Here is a 23,951-nt window from a genome sequence, read left to right on the forward strand (position 1 = left end):
ATTATCCATGTCCAGCTATCCGCATATGCTCGCCCCCCTCGATCTTGGCTTTACCACGTTGAAAAACCGCGTGCTGATGGGGTCCATGCACACGGGGCTTGAGGAAACCGGCGACTGGAACCGCGTTGCGGAGTTCTACGCATCGCGTGCTCGCGGCGCGGTCGGGCTGATGGTCACCGGCGGCATCGGGCCGAACGCCGAAGGGTCCGTTGCGCATGGTGCTGCGATGATGATCAATGACAAGGATGTGTCCAACCACAGCATCATGACCAAGCGGGTGCACGAAGCGGGTGGCAAGATCGCGATGCAGATTCTGCACGCGGGCCGTTATGCCTTCTCGCCCGACTGCGTGGCACCTTCGGCGATCAAATCCCCCATCTCGATGTTCGCTCCCAAGGAACTGGACGAAGAGGGTATCGAAAAACAGATCAGCGACATCGTGGCCTGCGCAGGACGCGCCAGGGATGCGGGTTATGACGGCGTCGAGGTGATGGGCTCCGAAGGATATTTCCTGAACCAGTTTCTTGTCAGCCACACCAACAAGCGCACCGACCGATGGGGCGGCTCCTATGAAAACCGGATGCGCCTGCCGATCGAGGTGGTCAAACGTGTCCGCGAAACGGTGGGCCCCGATTTCATCATCATCTACCGCCTGTCGATGATCGACCTGATCCCGAACGGGTCAACCTATGACGAGGTCGTGCAACTGGCGCAGGAGATCGAAAAGGCAGGTGCCACCATCATCAACACCGGCATTGGCTGGCACGAGGCGCGGATTCCGACCATCGCAACATCCGTGCCGCGTGCTGCCTTTGCCTGGGTCACGAAAAATCTGATGGGCAAGGTCGGCATCCCGCTGATCACGTCCAACCGGATCAACACACCCGACGTTGCCGAACAGGTGCTGGCGGACGGCTGTGCCGACATGGTCAGCCTGGCCCGCCCCATGTTGGCAGACGCCGATTTCGTGAAAAAGGCGATGGAGGGACAGGCCGCCCAGATCGCCCCCTGCATCGCCTGCAACCAGGCCTGTCTGGACCATACCTTTGGCGGCAAGTTATCAAGCTGCCTTGTCAATCCGCGCGCCTGCCATGAAACCGAACTGACCATCGAGACGGCCGCGACGCCAAAATCCATCGCCGTTGTCGGTGCCGGGCCCGCGGGCCTGTCGGCGGCCATCACCGCCGCCGAGCGCGGCCATTCGGTGACCATCTTCGACCGGGCGTCAGAGATCGGTGGCCAGTTGAACCTCGCCAAGCAGGTTCCGGGCAAGGAGGAATTCTGGGGCTTTGTCGACTGGTATCGCACCATGGTCGCGGTCCATGGCATCATGGTCAAACTCGACACCGAGGTCTCTGCCAATGATCTGGACGATTTTGACGAGGTGATCATTGCCACCGGCGTCGTCCCCCGCGACCCGCAAATTCCGGGCCAGAACAGCGGCAATGTCGTCAGCTATATCGACGTGCTGAACGGCACTGCAAAGGTAGGCCAGCGTGTGGCTGTCATCGGCGCGGGAGGTATCGGTTTCGACGTTTCCGAACACCTTGTTCACGATGGCGAAAGTACTACGCTGAACCTGCCCGAATGGATGCGCGAATGGGGAGTGTCTGACCCGGCGGAACACCGCGCGGGTCTTGCACCGGAAGGCCCGCAGCCCGACGCCCCTGTCCGAGAGGTCACAATGCTGCAACGCAAGACCAGCAAGGTGGGCAAGGGCCTGGGAAAAACCACAGGCTGGATTCACCGTGCATCCCTGACCATGAAAGAGGTCAAGATGATCGCAGGCGTAAACTATGAAAAAATTGACGCTGACGGGCTGCACATCAGCTTTGGCGAGGCGCGCGAAAACCCGACCTTGATCGCGGCTGATACAATCGTGCTGTGCGCGGGGCAGCTTTCGGACCGGTCCCTGGCTGATGCGCTGGAGGCCAGGGGCAAGACCTGCCACGTCATTGGTGGTGCGGATGTCGCGGCAGAACTGGACGCGAAACGCGCGATCAATCAGGGCACGCGGCTGGCTGCGGCGCTCTGAACCGGGCACGACTATGCCTTGCAGGCACGGGCCGCCGGGTGCAGTCTCCCCTTGGGTAACGAGGGGCCGCCAATGCCGATCTGTGTTTTCGATATTGCCGAGGACGGTACAACCAATGTGCCGCAGAATACCAGGCTGACCGGCGACGCGGCTTACCGGTGGTGGCATTTCGACCTGTCCGATCCGTTACTTGAAACCTGGACCAGAGAGCACTTGCACATGATACCGGGCGGTGCCCTGACCCAACCCAAGACCCGGCCAAGATGCGACCGTTTCGAGGGCGGATTGATCCTGAACCTTCGGGGTATCAACCTGAACGCCGGGCAGGATGCGGACGAGATGGTATCAGTGCGCATTTACGCAGATGAGGACGTCCTGATAACGGTGCGCCGCAACAAGGTCTTTGCCATCGACGCGATCCGCCAACGCGCAGAGGCGCAGGACGCCCCCGGCAGCACGGCAGCGTTCCTTGAGACCCTGATTGAAGGGCTGACGGACCGGGTGGATCAGCATGTGGCCACAATCGACGAACGCACAGACCACTATGAAATCGCGCTGGAGGACAAGAACACCCCGATGCCCCGTGACCTGCCGGACAACCGCCGCAGTGTCATTCGCCTGCGTCGCTACCTTGAGCCGCAGCGCGCCGCGCTCAGCAAACTTTCGACGCTTGATCTGCCGATGATACCGGAAACTGTCAGCCTGGGATTGCGCGAACTTGCGAACCGCGCGGCCATCGCGGTCGAAGAACTGGACGAATTGCAGGGTCGCCTGATTTCCGTTCAGGAGGAACATGACGGCAATATCGCCCAGCGTCAGGCACGACACGGTTATGTACTGTCAGTGGCGGCTGCCATCTTTTTGCCCTTAGGCTTCCTGACGGGGCTGTTCGGGGTCAACGTTGGCGGAATGCCGGGTGTGGATTCGCCTCGTGCCTTTGCCATCCTCTGCCTGTCAATGCTGGGCCTGGGCGCTGTAATGGTCGCTATTCTCAAACTTGTTCGCTGGCTCTGATCGAGGGCAGAAACAGACTGTTCCGTCGTTTCCCTGCCATCAACGATCCCGGCAAAGACCTTGCAACTGTCCCATCCCTGCCGCGATCTTGCCTAAATTGAGCAGCATACCCGGTCCTTGAAACAAAGATGACGAGGAACGCTTGTATGGACCGCCTGACAGAAATGGAAGCATTCGCCACCGTGGTGGATCAGGGGGGCTTTACCGATGCCGCCAAAAAGATGGGGATTTCCAAATCCGCCGTCTCGAAGCACGTTTCGTCCCTTGAGGCGAGGCTCGGCGCGCGCCTGCTGAACCGGACCACACGCCGGGTGTCGCCCACGGAAATCGGCCTTGCCTATTATGATCGGGCGCGCCGCGTGCTGAACGACGCGGGCGAGGCGGATGCGCTTGTCACCTCGATGCAATCCGCGCCTTCCGGCCTGTTGCGCATTTCCGTGGCCACCGATTTTGGCGTGAACCACCTGTCACCGGCACTGTCGGATTTCCTCAAGGACTTTCCGGACATCACTGTGAACATGGTCCTCAACAACCGGTACGTCGAACTGATCAGCGAAGGTTTCGACATGGCCGTGCGCATCGGAGAGCTGGAGGACAGCACCCTGCGCGCGCGCAAGCTGACCGAAACCACAAAACGTATGATCGCGAGCCCGAAATACTTTGAAACCTACGGGCGGCCCGAAAAGATCGACGATCTGAACGACCACAAGCTGCTGCATTATTCCAACCAGTCCAGCGGCAACGTCTGGAAACTGACTGCCCCCTCCGGCGAAAAACGGCAGGTGCGCACGGCGGGCTGGTTGTCGGTCAATGACGGGCAATCCCTGCTGAACGCTGCGATCTCGGGGCTTGGCATCGCCTATCTGCCCAGCTTCCTTTACTCCGATGCGATGGAAAAAGGATTGATCGAAGATGCGATCCCCGATCTGCCGCTTGAGACGCAAGGCATCTATGCGGTCTATCCGCCGGGCCGTTTCACCCAGCCCAAGGTCCGCGCCTTTATCGACTTTCTGGTGCATGCCTTTGCCGACAAGGGCCCCAGCGACTGGTGAACCGCCACAGATTTACGAACACCAACCTCCCTCGGTGAACTCCCCCCGGCGCTTTTCAGGTGTCGGGGCTTTTTTCTTGCCGTCTGCTCACTCTCCCAGCACGATCACCTCGACCCGGCGGTTTTCCTCGCGGCCTGTTTCCTCCAGATTGCTTGCAATGGGCGAAAGATAGCCCATGCCTTCGGCCTCCATCCTGGCACCGTCGATTCCGTAGCCGTCGATCATCCGCCGACGAACAGACTGCGCGCGGCGTTGGCTAAGCGCGATATTTCCGTCCAGCCCGCCCACCGAATCCGTGTGTCCGACAAGCGCTACGCGCAGGTCGGGCCGTGCTTCCAGCACCTCTGCAAGGGTTTGCAACGACACGTAGCTGCCGTCGCTGAGATCGGAAGCGCCGGTTTCGAATTCGAGGTCCCGCAGCACGGCATGGCCCTGCTGTATCAACCGATTGCCCAGATCATTCTCGACCTGTGCGGTCGGCGAGATGGGCACCGGTGCATCGGTCATTACCTCGTCTTCGCTGACCTCGCCCGCGCGTATGACCTGGATATAGGCCGAGTTCGCCGCAGTGCTTGCGAGGATCGTCAGCACCTCCTGAGGGGCGGTGACAGAGGGGCGCACGGCAGTGATAAAATGGTACGCCCGGATGTTGACGTACATATTCGGCCCCGGCAGCGTTTCCGTGGCAAAGCGGAAATCGAATCCGCCGCAGGTCGGTGCCGCGCAGTCCAGCAAAATCTCGTATCCCGCATCGACAAGCTGTCGCCGCAGGGGGCGGATCAGTTGCAGCGGAGTCAGCCCCTGCTGGCTCAACCGCCAGGCGGCACGGCGCACGTCACCTTCGACCTCAAGCGTGACAACCTGCCCATTGCGGAAAATGCCCGCCGGGGCGGAATACCTGTCAGGTCCGGTGTTGCGTTCCGCCGTCAGCCGTGCCGCGGCAGGCAAGGACAATTCCAGCGCCGCCGCCGGGCTGGCCAGAAAACAGCCCAAAACCAGCGCGCGGAGGATCATCGCGCCTGCGCGTGATATTCGGCATTTGGCCGCATGTCCGTTCCACTTGCCACGCGGTTTGTCATGTTGAAGAACCCCGCGACACTGGCAATGTCAAAGATATCCCGGTCGGAAAAACCGTGTTCGCGCAGTGCTTCGCGGTCTGCCTCGACCACGGCGGCACTTTCACGGGTCAGCTTGACGGCAAAGTCCAGCATCGCCATCTGCCGCGCGTCGATCTTGGCAACCTTGTAATTCATCACCAGCGCCTCGCCCAGTTCCGGATCCCCGGATAGCTGTCGCACAGCGGCCCCATGGGCAACGAGACAGTAATAGCATTTGTTGACCGAAGACACCGCAACCGCGATCATCTCGCGCTCAAGCTTCGTCAGGGCGCTGTCGCCCAGCATCAGGTCGTTATACATCGCGGTAAAGGCGTTCAGCTTGTCGATGTCGAACGCATAGGCGCGCAGTACATTGGGGATCATCCCCAGTTTGTCCATGCAGACATCGAAATATTTCTGCGTCTGCTCTGGCAAGGGTTGGACCATGGGCAGGTCAAGTGCGGTTGGGGATGTGTCGGCCACGAAAGTCTCCTCTACTCCGGGGATTGACGATAATGGTAGCGCCCTTGCTCGGTGAAGCCCATAGCCCGATAAAGCGCATTTGCGCCCGCGTTCTGCACCACACAGAGCACCGCCATTTGCGTCGCGCCCCGCGACTGCGCCCAGAAGGCCGCGCGTCGCATCATCCACCCGGCAACCCCCTGCCGACGCTGGTGGGCCAGAACCTCGACCGCGTGAACCATACAGATGCCATCATGCAGTGCAGCAAAGGCGACACCTGCGGGCTTTTCATTCCAGCGGGAGAGGATTGCAGTCTTTTCCCGCGCGCGTTCCATCACCTGAATGCGCGCAGGACCAACCCCGCCCTGCGCCCAGATTTCGTGCATGATGGCCAGCGGCTCCCAGATGTTGAAAGCTGTGACGCGGGGGATCGGCACATCGGTCAGCCGTTCAATCGGCAGGGTGTAGATGACAACCGGATCGACAACCCGATAGCCGCGCGCCTCAAGTATCCCGTCAAGCGCGGCGTCCCCGTCGCGGATCATAAACAAAGGCGTCTGTTCCAACCGGCGCATCGCGGTTTCGGCAGTGTCGATGTCGGCAGCATCGACTTGCCCGAGAGCTGTCGCCGCAGAAACACGCTTGCCGCCGCCCAGCCCCTCTCGCAGCGTCCAGGCCCCTTGGTCAAAACGGCGTGCGGCAGGCCATGTCTGGTCGCAGGCCTCGTAAAGCCGGGCAATTTCAGGTGTCATGGAAAGGCTGCCTGTAGTTCGACCAGTGCTGCGTCGACAGCCGCCGCATCACTGCCCCGGATCACGACATGCGCGCCGTACTTCCCGTCTTTCTGGAATGGGTACGATCCCATCGACAACATCGGATAGGCCCTGGCCAAAGCGCCCAGCGGTTCGGCAATGTCGCCCTCGCCCCGTTCGACACGCAAACTGCGGCTGATCAGCGGGGCACCACCGGTCAAGCTGGGCAGGACGGATTCGACCATGGCCTGAAATACGCTGGGCACCCCCGCCATGACATGCACATTTTCAAGCTTGAAACCCGGCGCGGCAGATACCGGATTTTCGATCAGTGACGCCCCGTCGGGAATACGTGCCATGCGCAGGCGCGCCGTGTTCAGCTCTGTCCCGGATTTGGCATAATGCGCGGCAAGGATGGCGCGGGCATCGTCGCGCACGTCGATCCGCTGACCAAAGGCCGCCGCGATGCCGTCGGCGGTGATGTCATCATGCGTCGGGCCAATGCCACCGCTGGTAAAGACATGATCGTACAGGGCTGACACCTCCTGCACGGCGCTGACAATTGCGTCATGGTCATCGCTGATCATGCGCACTTCTTTCAGGTCAATCCCCGCCTCTGCCAGCTTGCCCGCCAGATGGTGCATGTTGCTGTCCCGCGTTCGACCCGACAATATCTCGTCTCCGATGACAATCATGGCGGCGGTAGGGTTTGGCATCGGGTTCTCCTTGAGGCATTCTCAGGATCGGTATAGGCCGCACCTCATGCGCTTTCAAACCCAACTTGTCCCTGCCCGGCTGATCCGCCGCTACAAGAGGTTCCTGGCCGATTGCAGGCTGGAGGACGGGCGCGAGGTCACCGCCCATTGCGCCAACCCCGGCTCGATGATGGGGCTCGCCGACCCCGGCAGCAAGGTCTGGCTGGAACCCAATGACGATCCGAAGAAAAAGCTGAAATTCGGCTGGCGGCTGGTCGATCACGAGAATGGTCATTTCACCGGCGTCGATACCAGTCTGCCCAACCGGGCCGTAAAAGCCGCATTGGAAGCCGACAAGATCGCCGGACTGGCAGGGTATGACACTGTACGCGCCGAAGTGAAGTACGGCGAAAAGTCCCGTATCGACTTCCTGTTGTCCGGTGAAGGACGCCGCGATTGCTATGTCGAGGTCAAATCAGTCACGCTTTGCCGTACACCCGGTCTGGCGGAATTTCCCGATAGCGTGACCGCGCGGGGTGCCAAGCACCTGGGCGAACTTGCGCAAATGGCACGCGCTGGTCATCGTGCCGTCCTGCTTTATCTGGTGCAGCGTACCGACTGCACTGATGTTACAATGGCAGCGGATATTGATCCTGCCTATGCCGCTGCCCATGCGGCGGCAACGAATGCCGGGGTGGAAACGCTGTGTGTCGGCACCCATATCAGCCCGGAATGCGTCACTTTGGCCGCCCCTCTGGCATTGCGTGGCACCACGGGTTAAATACCGATTGGAATGAGAATGGTGAAATCATGGAGATACCGGTGAACGAACAGCACCGTGGCCGCGTCACAAGGGACGGCATCCGGATCTACGATCCGTCGGATTTTGCCGGAATGCATGCGGCTGGGCGGCTTGCGGCAACCATCCTGGATGAGATTGCCGAACAGGTATTCGTCGGCCAGACAACTGGCGAGATTGACCGCATCATCGAGGAAAAGGTCAATGCCGCCGGCGCGAAATCAGCGACCATCGGGTACAAAGGGTATCAGCACGCCTCCTGCATCAGTGTAAACCATGTGGTTTGCCACGGCATTCCCGGCGACAAGAAGCTGAAAGACGGCGATATCCTGAACATCGACGTTACCGTGATTGTCGATGGCTGGTTTGGTGACACATCGCGCATGTATGTCGCAGGCAAGCTGCCCCGCAAGGCGGAGCGGCTGATCGAGGTGACGCATGACAGCCTGATGCGGGGCATCGCGGCTGTGAAACCCGGAAACACCTTTGGCGACATCGGCCATGCGATCCAGTCCTTCGTAGAGGCGCAGCGCATGTCGGTGGTCACGGATTTCTGCGGTCACGGGCTGGGCCGCGTCTTTCACGCGCCGCCCAACGTGCTGCACTACGGCAGGCCCGGCACCGGCGCGATCCTTGAACCCGGCATGTTCTTTACCATCGAACCCATGGTCAATCTGGGCCGGGCAGAGACGAAAACCCTGTCGGACGACTGGACAGCTGTCACACGCGACAAATCCCTTTCCGCGCAGTTTGAGCATTCCGTCAGTGTGACAGAGGATGGGGTCGAGATCTTTACCCTGTCCCCGTCGAACCTGTTTCATCCGACCTACGGCAGCTGACCTTCGGGTTTGTCATTCTCTTCCGACATCCGTTTCAACAGCAGTGCCAATAGCGTTTCCCCTGCGACAGGTGTGATCGCATCGGTGATGAAGACTGCAGAGCCGACGGGTTTGCGGCCAGGCGCGGTTCGGCCATCGGTCGTTGTCTGAAGGGTCGGAAGGGACCAGCGTGTCAGAGGCAAATCTGTCATGTGGGTAAAGTAACACGAAAGCGGGTGACCTGCCCCCCGGTCGTCCCTCAGTCATAACGAGAGTCCTTGGGTTTGATAGTCGTCGGTTTCAGGTGTGGCAAGCGCGCCGGGCGCGGTGCCGTCAAGTAGCTCAAGCGCTCGGCGCGCTTCTGCGGGGGTCTTGTTGCCGAGCGATGAATGCGGCCTGACGTTGTTGTAATCGTAGCGCCAGATGGCCAGAGTTCGGCGAGCGTCGGCCAGGCTGTCGAAGATTTCCTCGTTGAGGCATTCGTCGCGCAAGCTGCCGTTGAATGATTCAATGTAACCATTCTGCTGTGGCTTGCCGGGATCGATGTAATGCCACTCGACCTTGTTGTCGTTTGCCCATTTCAGGATCGCTTTGCTGGTGAACTCCGTTCCGTTGTCGGAAACGATACAAGTGGGTTTCCCATGGATCCGAACCAGCGCATCCAACTCCCGTGCAACCCTGGCCCCGGAGATGCTGGTGTCGGGGACCAGGCACAGGTTTTCGCGGCAGCAATCGTCATTGACCGCCAAGATGCGGAATTTGCGACAGGCCCCGAAAGTGTCGGACAGGAAGTCCAAGGACCAGCGCTGGTTCGGGCGCAACGGCACTGGCATTGGTGTGCGGCTGCCTCGCGCCCGTTTCCGGCCACGACGTCGCCGGACCGACAGCCCTTCCTCACGATAGATGCGGTAGAGCTTCTTTTCGTTCATAATCATGCCCACGCGCTCCAGCAGGACGCCAATGCGCCGATACCCGAACCGGCGCCGCTTCTGCGCAATCGTGTTCATTTCCAGACGGATCTCCGGGTTATCGGGCGGTCTCTTGCGCCGCACGGTTTTCGGATCGACACCGATCAGCACGCAGACCCGGCGTTGAGAGATCGGATGATCCCGCATCGCCCGCAGCACTGCGTCCCGCCGTTGCATCGGCGTCGTCAGGGCTTTCCCAGAAGATCCTTGAGAACAACATTGTCCAGCATCACATCTGCCACCAGGCGCTTCAGCTTCGCGTTCTCGTCCTCAAGCTGCTTCAGGCGTTTAGCGTCGGACAAATCCATCCCGCCATACTTGGCCTTCAGCTTGTAGAACGTCGCAGGACTCAGGCCGTGCTTCCGGCACAGCTCCGCCGTCGGCAAACCAGCCTCCTGCTCTTTGATCATCCCGATAATCTGCGCTTCGGTGAAACGGCTTTTCCTCATCTCGTCTGCTCCTTCAGGTTGGGCAGACTCTACATCAGACTGAGGGAACTTCCGGGGGGCAGGTCACGGGGCATTCACAGCGTTTGATCGCTAGCGGGTCATTTGCACAGCACGGCTTTTTGAACCAAGCCAAATGTTTGAGATCCCAATTCTGACTGGGGAGCATTTGGTCACCAATGAAGACATGTCATAAATGACATGTCTTCATTGGCAGGGCTGGACGCATGGCATCCCGCCACCCTTGATTTTGCAACATCAGATGTAGTCCGGTTCAGCCCGGCGTTCGGTATTCATCCTTCAAGTTAGGTAAGAACTATTGCCGTAGATTTGGTTTCATGGTTACGTCCCCAAAAGGGAGGGACTCATCATGGATTGGCACAATATATTCGCGTCGCGCATGGACCGCATGAAGGCCAGCGAAATCCGCGAGTTGCTGAAACTGTTGGACCAGCCCGATATCATCTCTTTCGCGGGCGGCATTCCCGATCCGGCGCTGTTTCCGACCGAGGCCTTCAAATCGGCCCTGGCCGATGCCTTGTCCCCTGAAAACGCCAGCACCGCCCTGCAATATTCCGTCTCCGAAGGATACGCCCCACTGCGCGACTGGATCGTCACGCAGATGGAAGCCCTGGGCGTGCCCTGTACCTGCGACAATGTGCTGATCACATCCGGCTCCCAACAGGCGCTGGACTACCTAGGCAAGCTGATGCTGTCGCCCGGTGACACCGCCTTGATCGGTTGGCCGACCTATCTGGGCGCGCTGGGGGCGTTCAATGCCTATGAACCCCACTACGACCGGTTGATCCCGCGTGGAAACCGGGCCGCTTCAGATTATGCCGCAGCGGCCAGCGCGCAGGGAGGACGGGTGAAATTCGCCTATGCTTCCGTCGATTTTGCCAACCCGACCGGTGAAACGCTGGACCTGGCCGCGCGTCAGGGCATCCTTGACCTTGCCGACGAGATGGACATCGCCGTGATCGAAGACGCCGCCTATCAGGTGCTGCGCTACGATGGAGAACCGATCCCACCCATGCTGGCGCTGGAGGTTGCGCGCAAGGGCAGCATCGAAAACTGCCGGACACTCTATTGCGGCAGTTTTTCCAAGTCACTGGCACCGGGGTTGAGGGTCGGCTGGGTTTGCGGCGCGACAGATGTCATCAGCCGACTTGTGCTGATGAAACAAGCGGCTGACCTGCATTCCTCGACCATCAACCAGATGGCGATCAATACAGTCGCGCGCAGTGTCTTTGCCGATCACACCGCCAAGCTGCGCCAGACCTATGCCGCACGGCGTGATGCGATGCTGGCGGCGCTTGAAACCCATATGCCCGAGGGCGTGACATGGACCAGACCGGAGGGCGGCATGTTCGTCTGGATCACGCTGCCGAAGCACATGGATGGGGCCGACTTGCTGCGTGTCTCCCTGGAAACGCAGCGCGTGGCCTTTGTCCCTGGTCAGGCCTTCTTTGCCGACAGGTCCGGGGCGAACACCCTGCGGCTGAGTTTCTCACTGGAAGATGACGCCAAGATCAACGAAGGCATCAAAAGGCTGGCGGCGGCGATCCGCGCCGCCTGATATCACCCCATGTGGCGCAAGAGCGTCACATGGCTGTCCCCGAACCGGCGACTGTCTATTGGGGCAAAGCCGTCCGGGGCCATCATCGGTGCGTTTTCCTCCCAGACGATGGTGGCATCTGCCGCCAGCCATCCGCCCCCATGCGCGGCAGCCAGAGCCTTTTCCCCCATCCCCTTGCCATAGGGCGGGTCAAGAAACACAAGATCGAACGGCGCACCGGGCCAGGCACCCAGCCGCGTCGCGTCGTTGCGCATCAGCTTCACCTCGTCCGCCACCCTGAGCTTCTGGACGTTCTCGGAAATCAACCGCTGGCCCACGCGACCATTCTCGACAAAACAAACCTCCCGCGCGCCGCGCGACAGCACCTCAAACCCCAGCGCGCCGGTCCCTGCAAACAGGTCCAACACACGCGCCCCGTGAATCACATCGCGGTGGGTCAGCATGGAAAACAGGCTCTCACGCACCCGGTCAGAGGTTGGTCGCAGATGCGCCCCCGCATCCCCCTTGCCCAACGCGGCCAGGGCAGTGCCCCGAAATCTGCCCGCGATGATCCTCACCCTTTCAGCAAGGCCTTCAGGTCGGTCGCAGGGTCGGCAATCACCGCCGGATCAGGCGATTTCCCCCCTTCGATCAGGCGTTTGCCCACCATGTAGCCGCGCGGATCATTCATCGCATCCACCGCGACCAACTCATCCCCCCGGTAATACCAGAACCCGACCGAATCCGCGTCCACACGCCGGGTCACCACCCGGTCATACCCCGTGTTCAGACCCGCAATCTGAAGCTTTACGTCATATTGGTCAGACCAGAACCAGGGTTTGGCAACATAGTCCTTGCCCGCACCCATGATGTTCTGTGCCACCACTTCCGCCTGGTCGATCGCGTTCGGGACAGATTCGAGCCGGATGCGCCCGCCGCGATACGGGAACGACGTGCAATCGCCCGCCGCCCAGACATGCGGGGCAGAGGTGCGCCCCTGCGCATCGACCTTGATGCCATTCTCGACGTCGATGCCCGCAGCCTCCGCCAGCGCCGTGCCTGGCCGGATGCCCACGCCAACGATCACAAAATCCGCCGCAATCTCGGTTCCGTCGGTCAGCCGCGCACCGGTCACGGCACCCGTGCCTGTCAACCTGTCCAGCCCGACACCTTCGCGGATGTCCACACCATGCCCGCGATGCAGGCCGCGAAAGAAATCGGATGTTTCAGGTGCCGCCACCCGCTGCAATATCCGGTCAGCCATTTCCACCAGAACCACCTCAAGCCCCAGTTTGGCCGCGACCGATGCCGCCTCCAGCCCGATATAGCCGCCACCGACGATCAGCACCTTTGCGCCCTTTGTGAACCGGGGGGCCATCGCGTCCACATCCGCCAGATCGCGCACAACGAATACGCCTTCCAGATTTCCCCCGATCGCATCGGGCAACCTGTTGGGGGTCGAGCCTGTGGTCAGAACCAGCTCGTCATAGGACAGCGTTTCGCCGGACACTGACAGGGTGCGCGTGGCGGTATCCAGGCTTTCAACCTCGGACTGCATGCGCAGCGCAATGCCGTTGTCGGCATAGAACGCCTCGGGCCGCAGGAAAAGACGCTCAAGGGACATGTCGCCCATCAGGTAGGCCTTGCTGAGCGGGGGACGCTGATAGGGCGGCACCGGCTCCGCGCCGATCAGGGTCACGTCACCATCGAACCCGCCATTGCGCAGCTTGGCAACGCAAGACGACCCGGCCTGCCCGGCCCCCACAACGATCACATGTCCCATAGACTTTCCTTCCGATTATTCTGGTCACACCGATTGGGGGAACCTATATGGTTGCGAGGAATAAACACAATCACAGGAAAGGCCCAGCGAATGACAATTTCAACAGGTGACACTCTGCCCGACGCGACCCTTGTACAGATGGGTGCGGAAGGGCCGGCACCGGTGAAGATGGCCGACAAGGTCGCGGGCCGCAAGGTGGTGGTTTTTGCCGTACCGGGTGCCTTCACACCCACATGCCACTCCGCCCATGTGCCCAGCTTTGTGCGCACCAAGGACCAGTTTGACGCCAAGGGCGTGGATGAGATCATCTGCATTTCCTGCAATGACCCCTTTGTGATGAAAGCCTGGGGTGAGGCGACCGGCGCGACCGAAGCCGGGATCACCATGCTGGCCGATGCTTCGTCGGAATTCACCAAGGCCATCGGCATGGATTTCGACGCGCCGCCTGCCGGGCTGGTCGCGCGCTCCAAACGCTATGCGATGCTGGTCGAAGACGGCAAGGTCACGCTGTTCCAGCCCGAAGAAAACTCCGGTGTCTGCGACGTGTCTGGCGGCGAGAGCCTGCTGGCCAGCATGTAAACACCAAAAGGGCCGGACCTCTGACTGAGAGGCCCGGCCCTTTCTTTTCCCGCAATGGCTGTTCAGCTTGCCTGGTACAATGTCCGTGTCGGGAACGGAATATCGACGCCCCCGGCGTCCAGCGCCTCTTTGACCTGACGGGTCATGTCGGCCTTGAAGCCAAAGTAATCGCCGGCATCGCACCAGACCCGCACCAGGAAATCGACAGAACTGTCGCCCAGGTTCGTGACCTGAACGAAAGGGGCCGGTTCGGGCTTTGCCCGTGCATCCGCCATGATGGTGTCGCGAATGATGGTTTCCGCATCCTTGAGATTCGCACCATAACCCACGCAGAACGTCCATTCAGCGCGTCGGGTCGGGTTGACCGAGTAATTGTCGATCACATTGCCCCAGACTTCTGAATTCGGCACGATGACATGCACATTCGTCAGGTCGGCAAGTTCGGTGAAGTTCAGATTGATCTGCTTGACCGTCCCCATCTTGCCGGCGACCTCGACAAAGTCACCGATCTTGATCGGGCGAAACAGGATCAGCATGACACCGGCGGCGACGTTGGACAACGTGCCCTGCAATGCGAGGCCAATCGCCAGACCGGCGGCACCAACGAGAGCCACAACCGAAGTGGTCTGCACCCCGAACGTGTTGAGGACGAAGAGAACCGTGAAACCCAGCACCACATAGCGCACGATGGACGCCAGAAAGTCGAACAGCATTTCGTCCAGGTGGCGGTTCCGCTTGCCCAGGTTCTGGACCCGGCGCTGGAGCCAACTGGAGACCATCCAGCCCACCAGCAGAATGGTAATCGCGCCCAGGATGGAGCCTGCCGTGCTCGCCAGAAACTCCAGCGTCAAGAGATCGGCAAGCGATTTGCCATTCCAAATCTCGGTACTCAGAAAATTATTCAACTCTTTATCCATCAGTCTTTCTCGGTGCCGTACAATCCGTCCATCTTGCGGGCCAGTTTCGCATCCAGCGTCGTCAGGCCGTCCACGTCATGGGTTGTCAGCGTCACATTCACTGTCTTGTACACATTTTCCCACTCGGGGTGGTGATCCCACTTTTCGGCCCAGATGGCCACCCGTGTCATCCAGCCAAATGCCTCGACGAAGTTCTGGAAAACGAATGTCTTGTGGATGGCATCGCGGCCATCGGTCATTTCCCAACCACTGTCGAACAAGGGCTGCAACACGGTGCGGCGTGTCTCTGCACTCAGTTTCTCGGTCATTGCTGTTCCTCTATCTGAACTTGTTTGAAAGGCCCGTATTCGGTCAGAACCTCAATTTCATGATCCACGGCTTCGCGCTCGTGCTGTAGATAGTCCTCTACCGCGCGGGCGAAACCCGCGTCGCGCATCCAGTGCAAGGACCAGGTCGGGGTCGGCAGATAGCCGCGCGCCAGCTTGTGTTCGCCCTGCGCGCCTGCCTCGACGGTTTTCAGACCGCGCGCGATGGCAATGTCCATTGCCTGATAATAGCACAGTTCGAAATGCAGGCAGGGATGGTGTTCGATACACCCCCAATAACGCCCGTAGAGCGCCTGCCGCCCGACAAAGTTCAGCGCCCCCGCGACCCATCTTCCCTCACGCTCCGCCAGCACCAGCGCCATGTCGTCGCGCAGGGTTTCCTGAGCAATATCAAAGAACCGGCGCGTCAGGTAGGGCGTGCCCCATTTGCGCGCGCCCGTGTCCTGATAGAATTGCCAGAAAGCATCCCAGTGTTCGGGGCGCAGGTCGTCACCGGCGAAGGTCTGGATCGTGCCCCCGAACCCCTGCGCCTGCGCGCGTTCCTTGCGCAGGTTCTTGCGCTTGCGCGAGTTGAGACCCGCGAGAAAGCCATCAAAGTCCGCATATCCCTCGTTGCGCCAGTGGAATTGCTGTGACTTGCGCAGCATCATGCCCAAATTCTCGGCCCTGGCAGCCTCTTCGCCAGTGCAAAAGGTCACATGCAAGGAAGACAGGCCATTGTTGCCTGTGAGTTGAATCGCCCCCTGGACCAATGCCGCCAGCCCTGTCTCCTCGAACCCCGGCCGGGTCAGAAACCGACGGCCCGTTGCGGGGGTATGGGGCACCGCGATCTGAAGCTTGGGGTAATACCGGCCGCCCGCCTGCTCATAGGCATGGGCCCAATTGTGGTCAAAAATGTATTCGCCCTGCGAATGGGATTTCGCATAAAGCGGTGCGACCGCGATGACCTGTCCGGCTACAGAGGCCGCCAGGTACTGGGGCTGCCACCCCGTGCCGGTGCCAACACTGCCGCTTTCCTCCAGCGCGCATAGGAAACGGTAGGTCGTAAAGGGGTCGTATGGCGCACTGCCATCGCTGGCCTCGGGGCAGGCACAGGCATCCCAATCGGCCTGCCCAATCTCGGACAGGTGGGGAACCACCCTGATTTCAATCTCGTTTGCGCTCATGCCAATTGTCCTGCCTGCCCTTTATCTGGTCCGGGCGCGCGCCGGTTCAAGCGGGAATGGCCGGCATATAGCCTTCAAAGGTGATATTATCCGCGACCTTGCGCGCCCATGCCTCCTGCGCCGCATCGCGTACCGTCCAGCAGCAGACCATCGCACCGCTCGCCTTGATTTCCACCACGCGGGGGCGCGCCAGATCGTCAACTTCGTGGCTGATGAAGGACGCGCCGACCCGGTCGAAATCCGGCACTTCGCGCAGCGCATCGCAAGTCGCACGCGGCAGAGGCCAGTCTTCATACCGATAGGCGCTGGTCACGATGCCACGGGGCACGTCGGGCAGCAATTCAGCGATGCGAGCCACGGAATGCGGATTGAAGGACATCACTGCAACTGGGCCGACATACCCAGCAAGCCCAGCGGCAACCGCCGCTTCCAATGGACCGATGTCGGGGCCCATACCGCCATCCTGATCCTTCAGTTCGATCAGCAGGGGCACTTGCCCCGCCACCAGATCAAGGACTTCTGGCAAGCGCGGTATCCCCTCGTCACCGCCTTTCAACTGGGTCTGTGCCAGTTCGTCAGCCTTGCGCAACCGCACCGCGCCGGTCGCCGCCGTCAGGCGTTCCAGGGCATAGTCGTGAAAGACCATCGCCGCATGATCAGCACTGAGCTGCAAGTCAATCTCGATTCCGTAGCCTGCCGCGATGGCCGCGCGGATAGCGGCCCGGCTGTTTTCAGGCCGCCCGGCGTTCACATCGTGCAGGCCCCTGTGGGCCAGCGGAATGGCGTGGAATGCGCGCGACAGGGTCATTTGATCTCGAATATGCCTTCGATCTCGACCGCGACACCCAACGGCAGCGAAGGGGCCGAAACGGCAGAACGGGCATGCCGCCCCGCATCCCCCAGCGCTGCAACCAGAAAGTCGGACGCGCCGTTGATGACCTTGGGTTGATCAGTGAAATCTGCGGTGGAATTGACGAAACCGGTCAGTTTGATAACCCGGACCAACCGCTCGATATCGCCGCCGCAAGCCGCCTTGACCTGTGCAAGCAGGCTGATTGCACAGGATTTTGCCGCATCGGCCCCCTGTTCAACCGCCATGTCAGCCCCCAGCTTCCCCAGGATGAAACCGTCCGGCCCGTTGGAAATCTGGCCCGAGACGTAAAGGATGTTTCCAACCTGCACGTAAGGCACATAGTTGGCCGCCGGGGCAGGCGCATCGGGCAAGGTAACGCCCAGTTCAGACAACCGGTCTGCAAAACTCATGGAAAGTCCTTTCGCGAATATTGCTTACGCAGAAACTAGCGCCGCAGCGCGGAATCTGAAAGCCCCGCGATCAACTTTCGCGGAACGCGCGGGCGAAATAGTCGGCAACAGGTTTCACAAGATAGGCCATGGGGGACCGTTCGCCCGTGCGGATAAATGCTTCCACCGGCATGCCGGGTAACAGGATCGTCCCACCCGGCAGCTTTTCCATCTCACCGGGGTTCAGCGCGATTTCCGCACGGAAGTAGGATTGTCCCGTGGCGTCGTCCTCAATCGCATCGGCCGAAATCTGCATGACCTGGCCCACCAGCTCGGGCGTCGTGCGCTGGTCCAGCGCCGACATGCGCAGGTTGACCTGCTGGCCAACAACGATCTGGTCGATGTGGATCGGCAGAACCCGCGCAGCAATCACCAGTGGCCTGTCCTGCGGCACCAGGAACATCAGCGGTTCCGCCGCCCGCACGACCGAGCGGGGCGTTTGCACCTGAAGCCCGTAGATGATGCCGGAGACGGGTGCACGGATCGACAGGCGCTCGATCTCGTTCAGCAAGGCGCGGCGTTGCTCGACCAGTTCAAGCTCCCGGTAGCGCAGATCGCGCAGACGTGTGATCGCCTCTTCCCGACCTGCGGTGCCCAGTTTCAGGATTTCGATCTCGATCTCGGTAATCCGTTCCTCGGACTGTGCCCGGCTGGCCGCAAGTTCACCGATCTGCCCGGTCAACCTGGCCTTTTCCCTTTGCAGGTTCAGCACGGTGGAGGCTTGCGCCAATCCCTTATCCAACAGGGACTGCTGGTTCGCCAGTTCCTGTTCGATCAGCCCAAGCTGTTGGGCAAGTGCGTCTTCCTGCGCCGTTACGCCGTTGATCTGAGCGCCGATCTGGTTGCGCCGCTTGCCCAATTGCTCAATTTCCCGCGCGACAGAGGCGCGGCGGGCGACGAATAGGTTCTGCTGGCCTTCCATCAGTTCCGCGATTTCGGGGTCGCTTGCGCCGGTTGCAATCAGTTCCTCGTCATACGTAATTTCTTCGGCTTCGTCGCGCTCGGCCTCGAAACGGCCACGGCGGGCCATCAGTTCGTACAATTGCCCTTCGACGATGGCCAATTGCGAGCCGATCTGCTGGCCGTCCAACTGCAACAGTATGTCCCCTGCGACAACGGTATCGCCCTCAACGACGCGGATCTCGGCAACGACACCGCCATTTTCATGCTGCACGATCTGCCGGTTCCGTTCCACTTCGATGCGACCCGATGCGACCACCGCGCCGGCAATCTGGCTCATCATCGCCCAGGTGCCAAACCCACCGACCAGCACCAGAAGGCCCAGCAGCCCGATGACAACAGGCTTGGTTGCAGACCACCTTCTCGTCGGTTGCGGGGTCATGTGACGCCTCCTGCATCGGCAGGGGCCGACTGGATCGCCTTGGCGTTCTTGACCATGCCTGCCAATACCTCATCCTTGGGCCCAAAGGCCATGCGCATGCCGCCATCCAGCACCAGCAGGGTGTCGCATTCCTGGATCGCCGCCGGGCGGTGCGCCATGATCAGCACAGACCGACCATCGGCTTTCATCGACCGGATCGCGTGATTCAGCGCCTGCGAGCCGACATTGTCGAGGTTGGAATTCGGTTCGTCCAGCACCAGGATCACCGGATTGTCGTATAGCGCGCGGGCCAGTCCGATCCGTTGCATCTGACCGCCTGACAAGCGCACCTGCCCGGCGCTGACATGTGTGTCATACCCTTTGGGCAGTTCGAGGATCATCTCATGCGCCGCCGCTTTCTTGGCCGCTTCGACGACCTTTGCATCGTCGGGCTGTGACGACAGGCGTGCGATGTTTTCCGCGATCGTGCCATCGAACAACTGCACCCGCTGCGGCAGGTAGCCGATATGCTGGCCCAGCACCTCGGCACCGTAATGGTCCAGCGCCGCCCCGTCGAGCCGCACATATCCGCCGGCAGGCGGCCAGACACCGGTCAAGGTCCGGGCCAATGTGGTCTTGCCAGCGCCCGACGGGCCGATCACCCCAACGGCCTGCCCCGGCTCGACATTGAAGTTGATGGACTTGAGCGAGGCTTGTCTTTCGCCCGGCGGGACAACGGTCAGGTTCTTGGCGACCAGTTTCGCCGCCGGTTTCGGAAGCGCAGTGCGCGGCAGTTCGGGTGCCACGGCCCCCAGCAACGTCGCGAGGCTCTGCCAACCTTCGCGGCCGCGCTGCACGATGGGCCACTGGTTCAGCGCCATTTCCACCGGCGCGAGCGCGCGACCCAGCAGGATGGACCCTGCGATCATCGCCCCCGGCGTCAATTCGCCTTGCAAGACTAGGTAGGCACCCAGCCCCAGCATCGCCGACTGCAGGAACAGGCGCAGCGTCTTGGTCATTGATGAAAAGGTGCCACCTACATCCGTCGCCCTGATCTGGCTTTCCAGCGCCTCGCCACGGGCTTTCTGCCAGCGGTCAAAGGCCGCGTCGCGCATGCCCATGGCCTGCACCATTTCCGCCTCTGTCCTGATCTGGTCCGCAATGGCGCCTGCGGTCTGACCTGCCATCCCCGCCTTTGCCTGCGAATTGCGGGACAGGATCTGGTTGGCAAATGTAATCGCGATCAAGACCGCAGCGCCGCAGACAGCCAGCCAGCCCAACATCGGGTGGAAAATAAAGATCGCCGCGAAAAAGATCGGCGTCCAAGGCATGTCGAAGAACGCCATCAACACCGGCGAGGTCAGCAGACGCTGCACCGATTCGAGGTCGGCCAGGTTGGCATTGGTCCGGGTATCCGGCGCGATGGCCGATTTCCGCACAACCGCATCAAAGACGCGCCGGTCCAGTGCATCCTGAAACCGCGCCCCGACACGCGCCATGATACGGCCCCGCGTGTGGTCCAACACGCCCATCACCCCGTAGAGGAACACAACCAGGATCGACAGGGCGATCAGCGTCTCCTCGGAGCCGGAGCCTAGAACACGGTCGTAGACCTGCAACATGTACATCGGGCCTGTCAGCATAAGCAGGTTAGCAAACAGGCTGAACAGCGCCACCGTCCAGAAAAGCGCGCGACTGCGCTTGCGCACAGAGCGTAGTTCCGCAAGGCCACGTTGAGTTACTTCATCACGCATTTGCGCCTTCCCGCCCAAAGGCCGTCTAAAATCTCCGGTGTCGGGTCAGACAGCGACGAAAGCTGCGCGTCGACCCAACTATGCCCCAAAAGGCCCGATCAGTAATGGCATAGCCAGTTTAACAGGGAATTTCCATTCCAAGAATCAGCAAGTCCGGCAACTGTGGCCCGTTCACATCCTGCGCGCCGTTCCGACACCGGGGCATCCAGCAGCTGGAACCGCAGATATCCGTCACCGACTTTGAAAGGCTATCTGTCCAATGGGTTGGGCGGGGGAGAGGAACTGCCCGATCCGGTACTGCCACCGCCAAAGATGTCCTGAAGAACCTGGTCAATGATGTTGCCGGTTCCTTGATTGCCGCCCGTATTATCAACCGGGATCGGATCGGAGGCCAGCATCGGATCACCCTCACCCAAACCACTGGGCGCGACGGGGGGCGACATGGGCAGACCTTTCAGTTCGACACCTTCGTGCGCGCGGCTCATCGCCTCGCGCCAGATGTCGGTGGGCAGACCACCGCCGGTCACGCCTTTGAGCGGTGTGTTATCATCATAGCCCATCCAGACCCCGGCGACATAATCCGCCGAAAATCCGATGAACCATGCATCCTTGGCCGCCGAGGTCGTGCCGGTTTTGCCGGCCAGCTCACGCCCGCCGAATTGTGCCCGCTTTCCGGTGCCGTCCGAAATCACCTTTTCCATCATATAGACCAGCTGCCGCGCCGCTTCTTCCTGAATGACCCGTTCACCAATACCGCCGCCAGTCCCCATCAGTGGCTCGGTGTCGCCCATCAGACGCAGATCCACCAGCCCGTAGGGCGTTACCGAAGAGCCGCCGTTGAGAATGCCCGCATAAGCGCCGGTCATCTCGACCAGCGTGCTTTCCGACGCCCCGAGCGCAAGCGCAGGACCGGCAGCAAGGTCATTCTTGATCCCGAATTGATCGGCCACCCGGCTGACCAGATCGCGCCCGACGCTTTCCGAGATCTTTACCGCAGGAATGTTCAGCGAATCCTTCAAGGCATGGGTCAGCGTCACCGGGCCGACAAAGCGGTTGGTATAGTTCCGCGGACACCATTGGCCGGAACCGGGGATGTTCATGCAAAAAGGTTCATCCACAACGATGTCATTGGGCGAATATCCCAGATCAAGCGCGGCAGCGTAGACAAAGGGTTTGAAGGCGGACCCCGTCTGCCGCAGGGCCTGCGTGGCACGGTTGAAGGCCCCTGCCACCTTGGTCTTGCGCCCGCCCACCATGGCGCGCACCGCACCGTCTGCCGACATGATGATGACCGCCGCCTGCGCTGTCGAGCCTTCGCGGACCTTGTTTTCGAACACCCATTTCAGGCCTTCCTCGGCGGCCTTCTGGATGCCTTGATCCAGGGTGGTGCGGATGATTACATCCTCGGTCGTGTTGCGGGTAAAGAACTCCGGCCCCGTGGACATGACCCAGTCTGCGAAATAGCCGCCCGCGCGGGCTTCTGCCGCTTCGGACAATTCGGCCGGGTTCGCTGTGGCCGTTTCGGCCTCCTGCGGGGAAAGATACCCCTGCTCACGCATCAGCCGGATCACCGTCGCGGCCCGGTTCTGCGCCCGGTCGAGGTCGTTTGTCGGCGACAGGACCGAAGGCGAGGTCAGCAACCCGGCCAGCATCGCGGCCTCGGAAGGGTTGACCGCCGCCGCGGATTTGCCAAAGAACCGCTGCGCTGCGGCTTCTGCCCCATATGCACCACCGCCCATGTAGGCGCGATTGAGATAGATCGACAGGATATCGTTCTTGGAATACTTGACCTCCATCGCCATGGCATAGAGCGCTTCCTTGGCCTTGCGCTGCAGGTTGCCTGCGCGGCAACCGGCCTCGTATTCCTTTTCAGTCTGGCCTGTCGAGGGGTCATAGGGTTCGCCCAGGCAGATCAGTTTGGCTGTCTGCTGGGTGATCGTCGAACCGCCGTGCCCGGAAAGCGGCCCACGCCCCTCGCTCAGGTTGATGCGCACAGCAGATGCAATGCCGCGCGGGCTGACGCCGAGATGGCGATAGAACCGCTTGTCCTCGGTCGCGACAACGGCGTTCTTGAGGTGCTTGGACACGCTGTCCGCCGTGACCACACCGCCAAACTGATCTCCGCGCCAGGCAAAGACATCGCCGTTGCGGTCCAGCAGGGTGACAGAGCCGCGCGCACGGCCATCCAGCAGCGCTTCCAGCGGTGGCAGTGTGGTATAGAAATAGCCTACAGCCAGCGCGAGGCACAGAATGGCAACCGCCGTCACACGCCAGGTGATCTTCCAGATCAGTCGCAGAATCCACGACACCAGCGCTGACAGCAGACCAATGATCCCGCCGCGACGGGGCTTCTTGGTCCGGGTCGGTTTGCGCCGCACCGGGGCCTTCTTTGCCGTCGGTTTCTTGGCGGGCGGTTTCGTCGCAGCCTTGCCTTTGGGCGGATAGCGCCTGTCCGCCACCAACGGGCGTTTACGTTTTGATGAATCACTCATGAATCTGGCCTGCTCGCCTGTCTTTTTTTGCATCCTACGCTGCAAATGCTGGATTGTTTAGCGCATCCGGCCGGAAAGCCCATCATTTCTTTGATTATTTTTTAGGCATAAATTGTTTTTTGCTCATTTTATACGCAGTCGGAGGCGGTTTTCAGCGCATAAAACCGCGTCAAACCTTTCACCTCAGGTTCAATACCCTGTTTTCTGCGGGGGCATCATGCAGGTCGAACCTGCCAACCGGAAGAGGGACTCAGAAGGTGAAACTCATCATAGCTACAATCAAACCATTCAAGCTCGAGGAAGTGCGCGAAGCTCTGACCGAAGCGGGTGTCCGCGGGCTGATGGTTACCGAGATCAAGGGTTTTGGCGCCCAGTCAGGTCATACCGAGATCTATCGCGGTGCCGAATACGTCGTGAACTTCGTACCCAAAGTGAAGCTGGAACTCGTTGTGGCCGACAGTGTCGCGGACCAGATGGTCGAAGTGATCTCCAAGACGGCCCAGACCGGCAAGATCGGTGACGGCAAGATTTTCGTGCTCGATGTCGAACAAGCTGTTCGCGTGCGCACCGGCGAAACCGGCGAAGACGCAATCTGAACCTCCCCCTAGATCTGAG

At 60.7% G+C, this 23,951-nt stretch carries 23 protein-coding genes; 8 read left to right on the plus strand and 15 right to left on the minus strand.

Annotated features, from left to right (window positions below):
* Positions 1 to 7: 7 nt before the first annotated feature.
* The 3 genes from A8B82_RS03570 to A8B82_RS03580 all read left to right on the plus strand — a co-directional run bounded on the left by A8B82_RS03570 (position 8) and on the right by A8B82_RS03580 (position 4,101).
* Positions 8 to 2,035 (plus strand): NADPH-dependent 2,4-dienoyl-CoA reductase, encoded by a 2,028-nt coding sequence (locus A8B82_RS03570; RefSeq protein WP_067288265.1) that lies wholly within the window; start codon positions 8 to 10, stop codon positions 2,033 to 2,035.
* 72 nt (positions 2,036 to 2,107) lie between these two features.
* Positions 2,108 to 3,049 (plus strand): zinc transporter ZntB, encoded by a 942-nt coding sequence (locus tag A8B82_RS03575; RefSeq protein ID WP_067288268.1) that lies wholly within the window; start codon positions 2,108 to 2,110, stop codon positions 3,047 to 3,049.
* A gap of 146 nt (positions 3,050 to 3,195) precedes the next feature.
* Positions 3,196 to 4,101 carry a LysR family transcriptional regulator gene (locus A8B82_RS03580; RefSeq protein WP_067288269.1) on the plus strand — a complete coding sequence of 302 codons (906 nt, stop codon included), beginning with the start codon at positions 3,196 to 3,198 and terminating at the stop codon, positions 4,099 to 4,101.
* An 87-nt stretch (positions 4,102 to 4,188) separates the two neighbouring features.
* Here A8B82_RS03580 and A8B82_RS03585 read toward each other — a convergent pair whose 3' ends face one another.
* From A8B82_RS03585 to A8B82_RS03600, 4 genes are read right to left on the minus strand one after another with little or no spacing between them, the layout of a single operon-like run.
* Positions 4,189 to 5,115, minus strand: a complete 927-nt coding sequence (locus A8B82_RS03585) for an OmpA family protein (protein WP_067288272.1) — start codon at positions 5,113 to 5,115, stop codon at positions 4,189 to 4,191.
* Positions 5,112 to 5,681: a peroxidase-related enzyme gene (locus A8B82_RS03590; RefSeq protein ID WP_067288274.1), complete on the minus strand. Its 570-nt coding sequence runs from the start codon at positions 5,679 to 5,681 to the stop codon at positions 5,112 to 5,114. The genes A8B82_RS03585 and A8B82_RS03590 overlap by 4 nt, the downstream gene beginning before the upstream one ends.
* Positions 5,682 to 5,692: 11 nt before the next feature.
* A complete protein-coding gene (locus A8B82_RS03595) occupies positions 5,693 to 6,412 on the minus strand; it encodes a GNAT family N-acetyltransferase (RefSeq protein WP_067288275.1) in 720 nt (239 codons plus the stop codon).
* Positions 6,409 to 7,128, minus strand: a complete 720-nt coding sequence (locus tag A8B82_RS03600) for a competence/damage-inducible protein A (protein ID WP_067288278.1) — start codon at positions 7,126 to 7,128, stop codon at positions 6,409 to 6,411. Before A8B82_RS03600 ends, A8B82_RS03595 begins: the two co-directional genes overlap by 4 nt.
* A gap of 46 nt (positions 7,129 to 7,174) precedes the next feature.
* Here A8B82_RS03600 and sfsA point away from each other — a divergent pair, with 46 nt between their 5' ends.
* Positions 7,175 to 7,888 carry a DNA/RNA nuclease SfsA gene (sfsA, locus tag A8B82_RS03605; protein ID WP_067288280.1) on the plus strand — a complete coding sequence of 238 codons (714 nt, stop codon included), beginning with the start codon at positions 7,175 to 7,177 and terminating at the stop codon, positions 7,886 to 7,888.
* A 41-nt stretch (positions 7,889 to 7,929) separates the two neighbouring features.
* Positions 7,930 to 8,745 carry a type I methionyl aminopeptidase gene (map, locus tag A8B82_RS03610; RefSeq protein ID WP_235604610.1) on the plus strand — a complete coding sequence of 272 codons (816 nt, stop codon included), beginning with the start codon at positions 7,930 to 7,932 and terminating at the stop codon, positions 8,743 to 8,745.
* A gap of 242 nt (positions 8,746 to 8,987) precedes the next feature.
* Here map and A8B82_RS03620 read toward each other — a convergent pair.
* Positions 8,988 to 10,141, minus strand: a protein-coding gene (locus A8B82_RS03620) for an IS3 family transposase (RefSeq protein ID WP_138069654.1) whose coding sequence is annotated in 2 segments (ribosomal slippage) — positions 8,988 to 9,892 and positions 9,892 to 10,141 — 1,155 coding nt in all. Because the reading frame shifts where the segments join, the coding sequence is not laid out codon by codon here.
* 367 nt (positions 10,142 to 10,508) lie between these two features.
* Here A8B82_RS03620 and A8B82_RS03630 point away from each other — a divergent pair.
* Complete coding sequence (locus A8B82_RS03630; protein ID WP_138069655.1) at positions 10,509 to 11,717, plus strand: aminotransferase-like domain-containing protein; 1,209 nt, start codon at positions 10,509 to 10,511, stop codon at positions 11,715 to 11,717.
* A 2-nt stretch (positions 11,718 to 11,719) separates the two neighbouring features.
* Here A8B82_RS03630 and rsmD read toward each other — a convergent pair whose 3' ends face one another.
* The gene (gene rsmD, locus A8B82_RS03635) at positions 11,720 to 12,274 is read right to left on the minus strand and encodes a 16S rRNA (guanine(966)-N(2))-methyltransferase RsmD (protein WP_067288293.1); all 555 of its coding nucleotides are present in this window, start codon (positions 12,272 to 12,274) and stop codon (positions 11,720 to 11,722) included.
* Complete coding sequence (locus tag A8B82_RS03640; protein ID WP_067288294.1) at positions 12,271 to 13,479, minus strand: NAD(P)/FAD-dependent oxidoreductase; 1,209 nt, start codon at positions 13,477 to 13,479, stop codon at positions 12,271 to 12,273. The genes rsmD and A8B82_RS03640 overlap by 4 nt, the downstream gene beginning before the upstream one ends.
* A 90-nt stretch (positions 13,480 to 13,569) precedes the next feature.
* Between A8B82_RS03640 and A8B82_RS03645 the strand changes: the two genes are divergently transcribed.
* Positions 13,570 to 14,058 (plus strand): peroxiredoxin, encoded by a 489-nt coding sequence (locus A8B82_RS03645; protein ID WP_067288295.1) that lies wholly within the window; start codon positions 13,570 to 13,572, stop codon positions 14,056 to 14,058.
* A gap of 62 nt (positions 14,059 to 14,120) precedes the next feature.
* Here the strand turns inward: A8B82_RS03645 and A8B82_RS03650 are convergent, their stop codons facing one another.
* The 8 genes from A8B82_RS03650 to A8B82_RS03685 all read right to left on the minus strand — a co-directional run bounded on the left by A8B82_RS03650 (position 14,121) and on the right by A8B82_RS03685 (position 23,336).
* Positions 14,121 to 14,975: a mechanosensitive ion channel family protein gene (locus tag A8B82_RS03650; protein WP_067288298.1), complete on the minus strand. Its 855-nt coding sequence runs from the start codon at positions 14,973 to 14,975 to the stop codon at positions 14,121 to 14,123.
* Entirely contained in the window at positions 14,975 to 15,283 is a 309-nt protein-coding gene (locus A8B82_RS03655) for a 4a-hydroxytetrahydrobiopterin dehydratase (protein ID WP_067288300.1), read from the minus strand. Before A8B82_RS03655 ends, A8B82_RS03650 begins: the two co-directional genes overlap by 1 nt.
* Positions 15,280 to 16,467, minus strand: a complete 1,188-nt coding sequence (locus tag A8B82_RS03660; protein WP_067288302.1) for a GNAT family N-acetyltransferase — start codon at positions 16,465 to 16,467, stop codon at positions 15,280 to 15,282. Before A8B82_RS03660 ends, A8B82_RS03655 begins: the two co-directional genes overlap by 4 nt.
* Positions 16,468 to 16,513: 46 nt before the next feature.
* The gene (locus A8B82_RS03665) at positions 16,514 to 17,275 is read right to left on the minus strand and encodes a glycerophosphodiester phosphodiesterase family protein (RefSeq protein WP_067288305.1); all 762 of its coding nucleotides are present in this window, start codon (positions 17,273 to 17,275) and stop codon (positions 16,514 to 16,516) included.
* Positions 17,272 to 17,730 (minus strand): RidA family protein, encoded by a 459-nt coding sequence (locus A8B82_RS03670; RefSeq protein ID WP_067288307.1) that lies wholly within the window; start codon positions 17,728 to 17,730, stop codon positions 17,272 to 17,274. The genes A8B82_RS03665 and A8B82_RS03670 overlap by 4 nt, the downstream gene beginning before the upstream one ends.
* A 70-nt stretch (positions 17,731 to 17,800) precedes the next feature.
* Positions 17,801 to 19,111 carry an HlyD family type I secretion periplasmic adaptor subunit gene (locus tag A8B82_RS03675; RefSeq protein WP_067288309.1) on the minus strand — a complete coding sequence of 437 codons (1,311 nt, stop codon included), beginning with the start codon at positions 19,109 to 19,111 and terminating at the stop codon, positions 17,801 to 17,803.
* Positions 19,108 to 20,844: a type I secretion system permease/ATPase gene (locus A8B82_RS03680; protein WP_067288311.1), complete on the minus strand. Its 1,737-nt coding sequence runs from the start codon at positions 20,842 to 20,844 to the stop codon at positions 19,108 to 19,110. Before A8B82_RS03680 ends, A8B82_RS03675 begins: the two co-directional genes overlap by 4 nt.
* 248 nt (positions 20,845 to 21,092) lie before the next feature.
* Positions 21,093 to 23,336: a transglycosylase domain-containing protein gene (locus A8B82_RS03685; protein ID WP_138069656.1), complete on the minus strand. Its 2,244-nt coding sequence runs from the start codon at positions 23,334 to 23,336 to the stop codon at positions 21,093 to 21,095.
* 257 nt (positions 23,337 to 23,593) lie between these two features.
* Here A8B82_RS03685 and A8B82_RS03690 point away from each other — a divergent pair, with 257 nt between their 5' ends.
* Positions 23,594 to 23,932, plus strand: coding sequence for a P-II family nitrogen regulator (locus A8B82_RS03690; RefSeq protein ID WP_067288315.1), 339 nt, complete (start codon positions 23,594 to 23,596; stop codon positions 23,930 to 23,932).
* The last annotated feature ends 19 nt before the right edge of the window (positions 23,933 to 23,951 follow it).

The organism is Sulfitobacter sp. EhC04, from assembly GCF_001650875.1.
Lineage (GTDB): Bacteria > Pseudomonadota > Alphaproteobacteria > Rhodobacterales > Rhodobacteraceae > Sulfitobacter.

What these genes read in the sequence shown, in the direction of transcription:
- A8B82_RS03570 (WP_067288265.1), top strand. Translation starts at nt 8, where the DNA reads ATGTCCAGCTATCCGCATATGCTCGCCCCCCTCGATCTTGGCTTTACC.
- A8B82_RS03575 (WP_067288268.1), top strand. Translation starts at nt 2,108, where the DNA reads ATGCCGATCTGTGTTTTCGATATTGCCGAGGACGGTACAACCAATGTG.
- A8B82_RS03580 (WP_067288269.1), top strand. Translation starts at nt 3,196, where the DNA reads ATGGACCGCCTGACAGAAATGGAAGCATTCGCCACCGTGGTGGATCAG.
- A8B82_RS03585 (WP_067288272.1), bottom strand. Translation starts at nt 5,115, where the DNA reads ATGATCCTCCGCGCGCTGGTTTTGGGCTGTTTTCTGGCCAGCCCGGCG.
- A8B82_RS03595 (WP_067288275.1), bottom strand. Translation starts at nt 6,412, where the DNA reads ATGACACCTGAAATTGCCCGGCTTTACGAGGCCTGCGACCAGACATGG.
- A8B82_RS03600 (WP_067288278.1), bottom strand. Translation starts at nt 7,128, where the DNA reads ATGCCAAACCCTACCGCCGCCATGATTGTCATCGGAGACGAGATATTG.
- sfsA (WP_067288280.1), top strand. Translation starts at nt 7,175, where the DNA reads ATGCGCTTTCAAACCCAACTTGTCCCTGCCCGGCTGATCCGCCGCTAC.
- A8B82_RS03630 (WP_138069655.1), top strand. Translation starts at nt 10,509, where the DNA reads ATGGATTGGCACAATATATTCGCGTCGCGCATGGACCGCATGAAGGCC.
- A8B82_RS03640 (WP_067288294.1), bottom strand. Translation starts at nt 13,479, where the DNA reads ATGGGACATGTGATCGTTGTGGGGGCCGGGCAGGCCGGGTCGTCTTGC.
- A8B82_RS03645 (WP_067288295.1), top strand. Translation starts at nt 13,570, where the DNA reads ATGACAATTTCAACAGGTGACACTCTGCCCGACGCGACCCTTGTACAG.
- A8B82_RS03650 (WP_067288298.1), bottom strand. Translation starts at nt 14,975, where the DNA reads ATGGATAAAGAGTTGAATAATTTTCTGAGTACCGAGATTTGGAATGGC.
- A8B82_RS03655 (WP_067288300.1), bottom strand. Translation starts at nt 15,283, where the DNA reads ATGACCGAGAAACTGAGTGCAGAGACACGCCGCACCGTGTTGCAGCCC.
- A8B82_RS03660 (WP_067288302.1), bottom strand. Translation starts at nt 16,467, where the DNA reads ATGAGCGCAAACGAGATTGAAATCAGGGTGGTTCCCCACCTGTCCGAG.
- A8B82_RS03665 (WP_067288305.1), bottom strand. Translation starts at nt 17,275, where the DNA reads ATGACCCTGTCGCGCGCATTCCACGCCATTCCGCTGGCCCACAGGGGC.
- A8B82_RS03670 (WP_067288307.1), bottom strand. Translation starts at nt 17,730, where the DNA reads ATGAGTTTTGCAGACCGGTTGTCTGAACTGGGCGTTACCTTGCCCGAT.
- A8B82_RS03675 (WP_067288309.1), bottom strand. Translation starts at nt 19,111, where the DNA reads ATGACCCCGCAACCGACGAGAAGGTGGTCTGCAACCAAGCCTGTTGTC.
- A8B82_RS03680 (WP_067288311.1), bottom strand. Translation starts at nt 20,844, where the DNA reads ATGCGTGATGAAGTAACTCAACGTGGCCTTGCGGAACTACGCTCTGTG.
- A8B82_RS03685 (WP_138069656.1), bottom strand. Translation starts at nt 23,336, where the DNA reads ATGAGTGATTCATCAAAACGTAAACGCCCGTTGGTGGCGGACAGGCGC.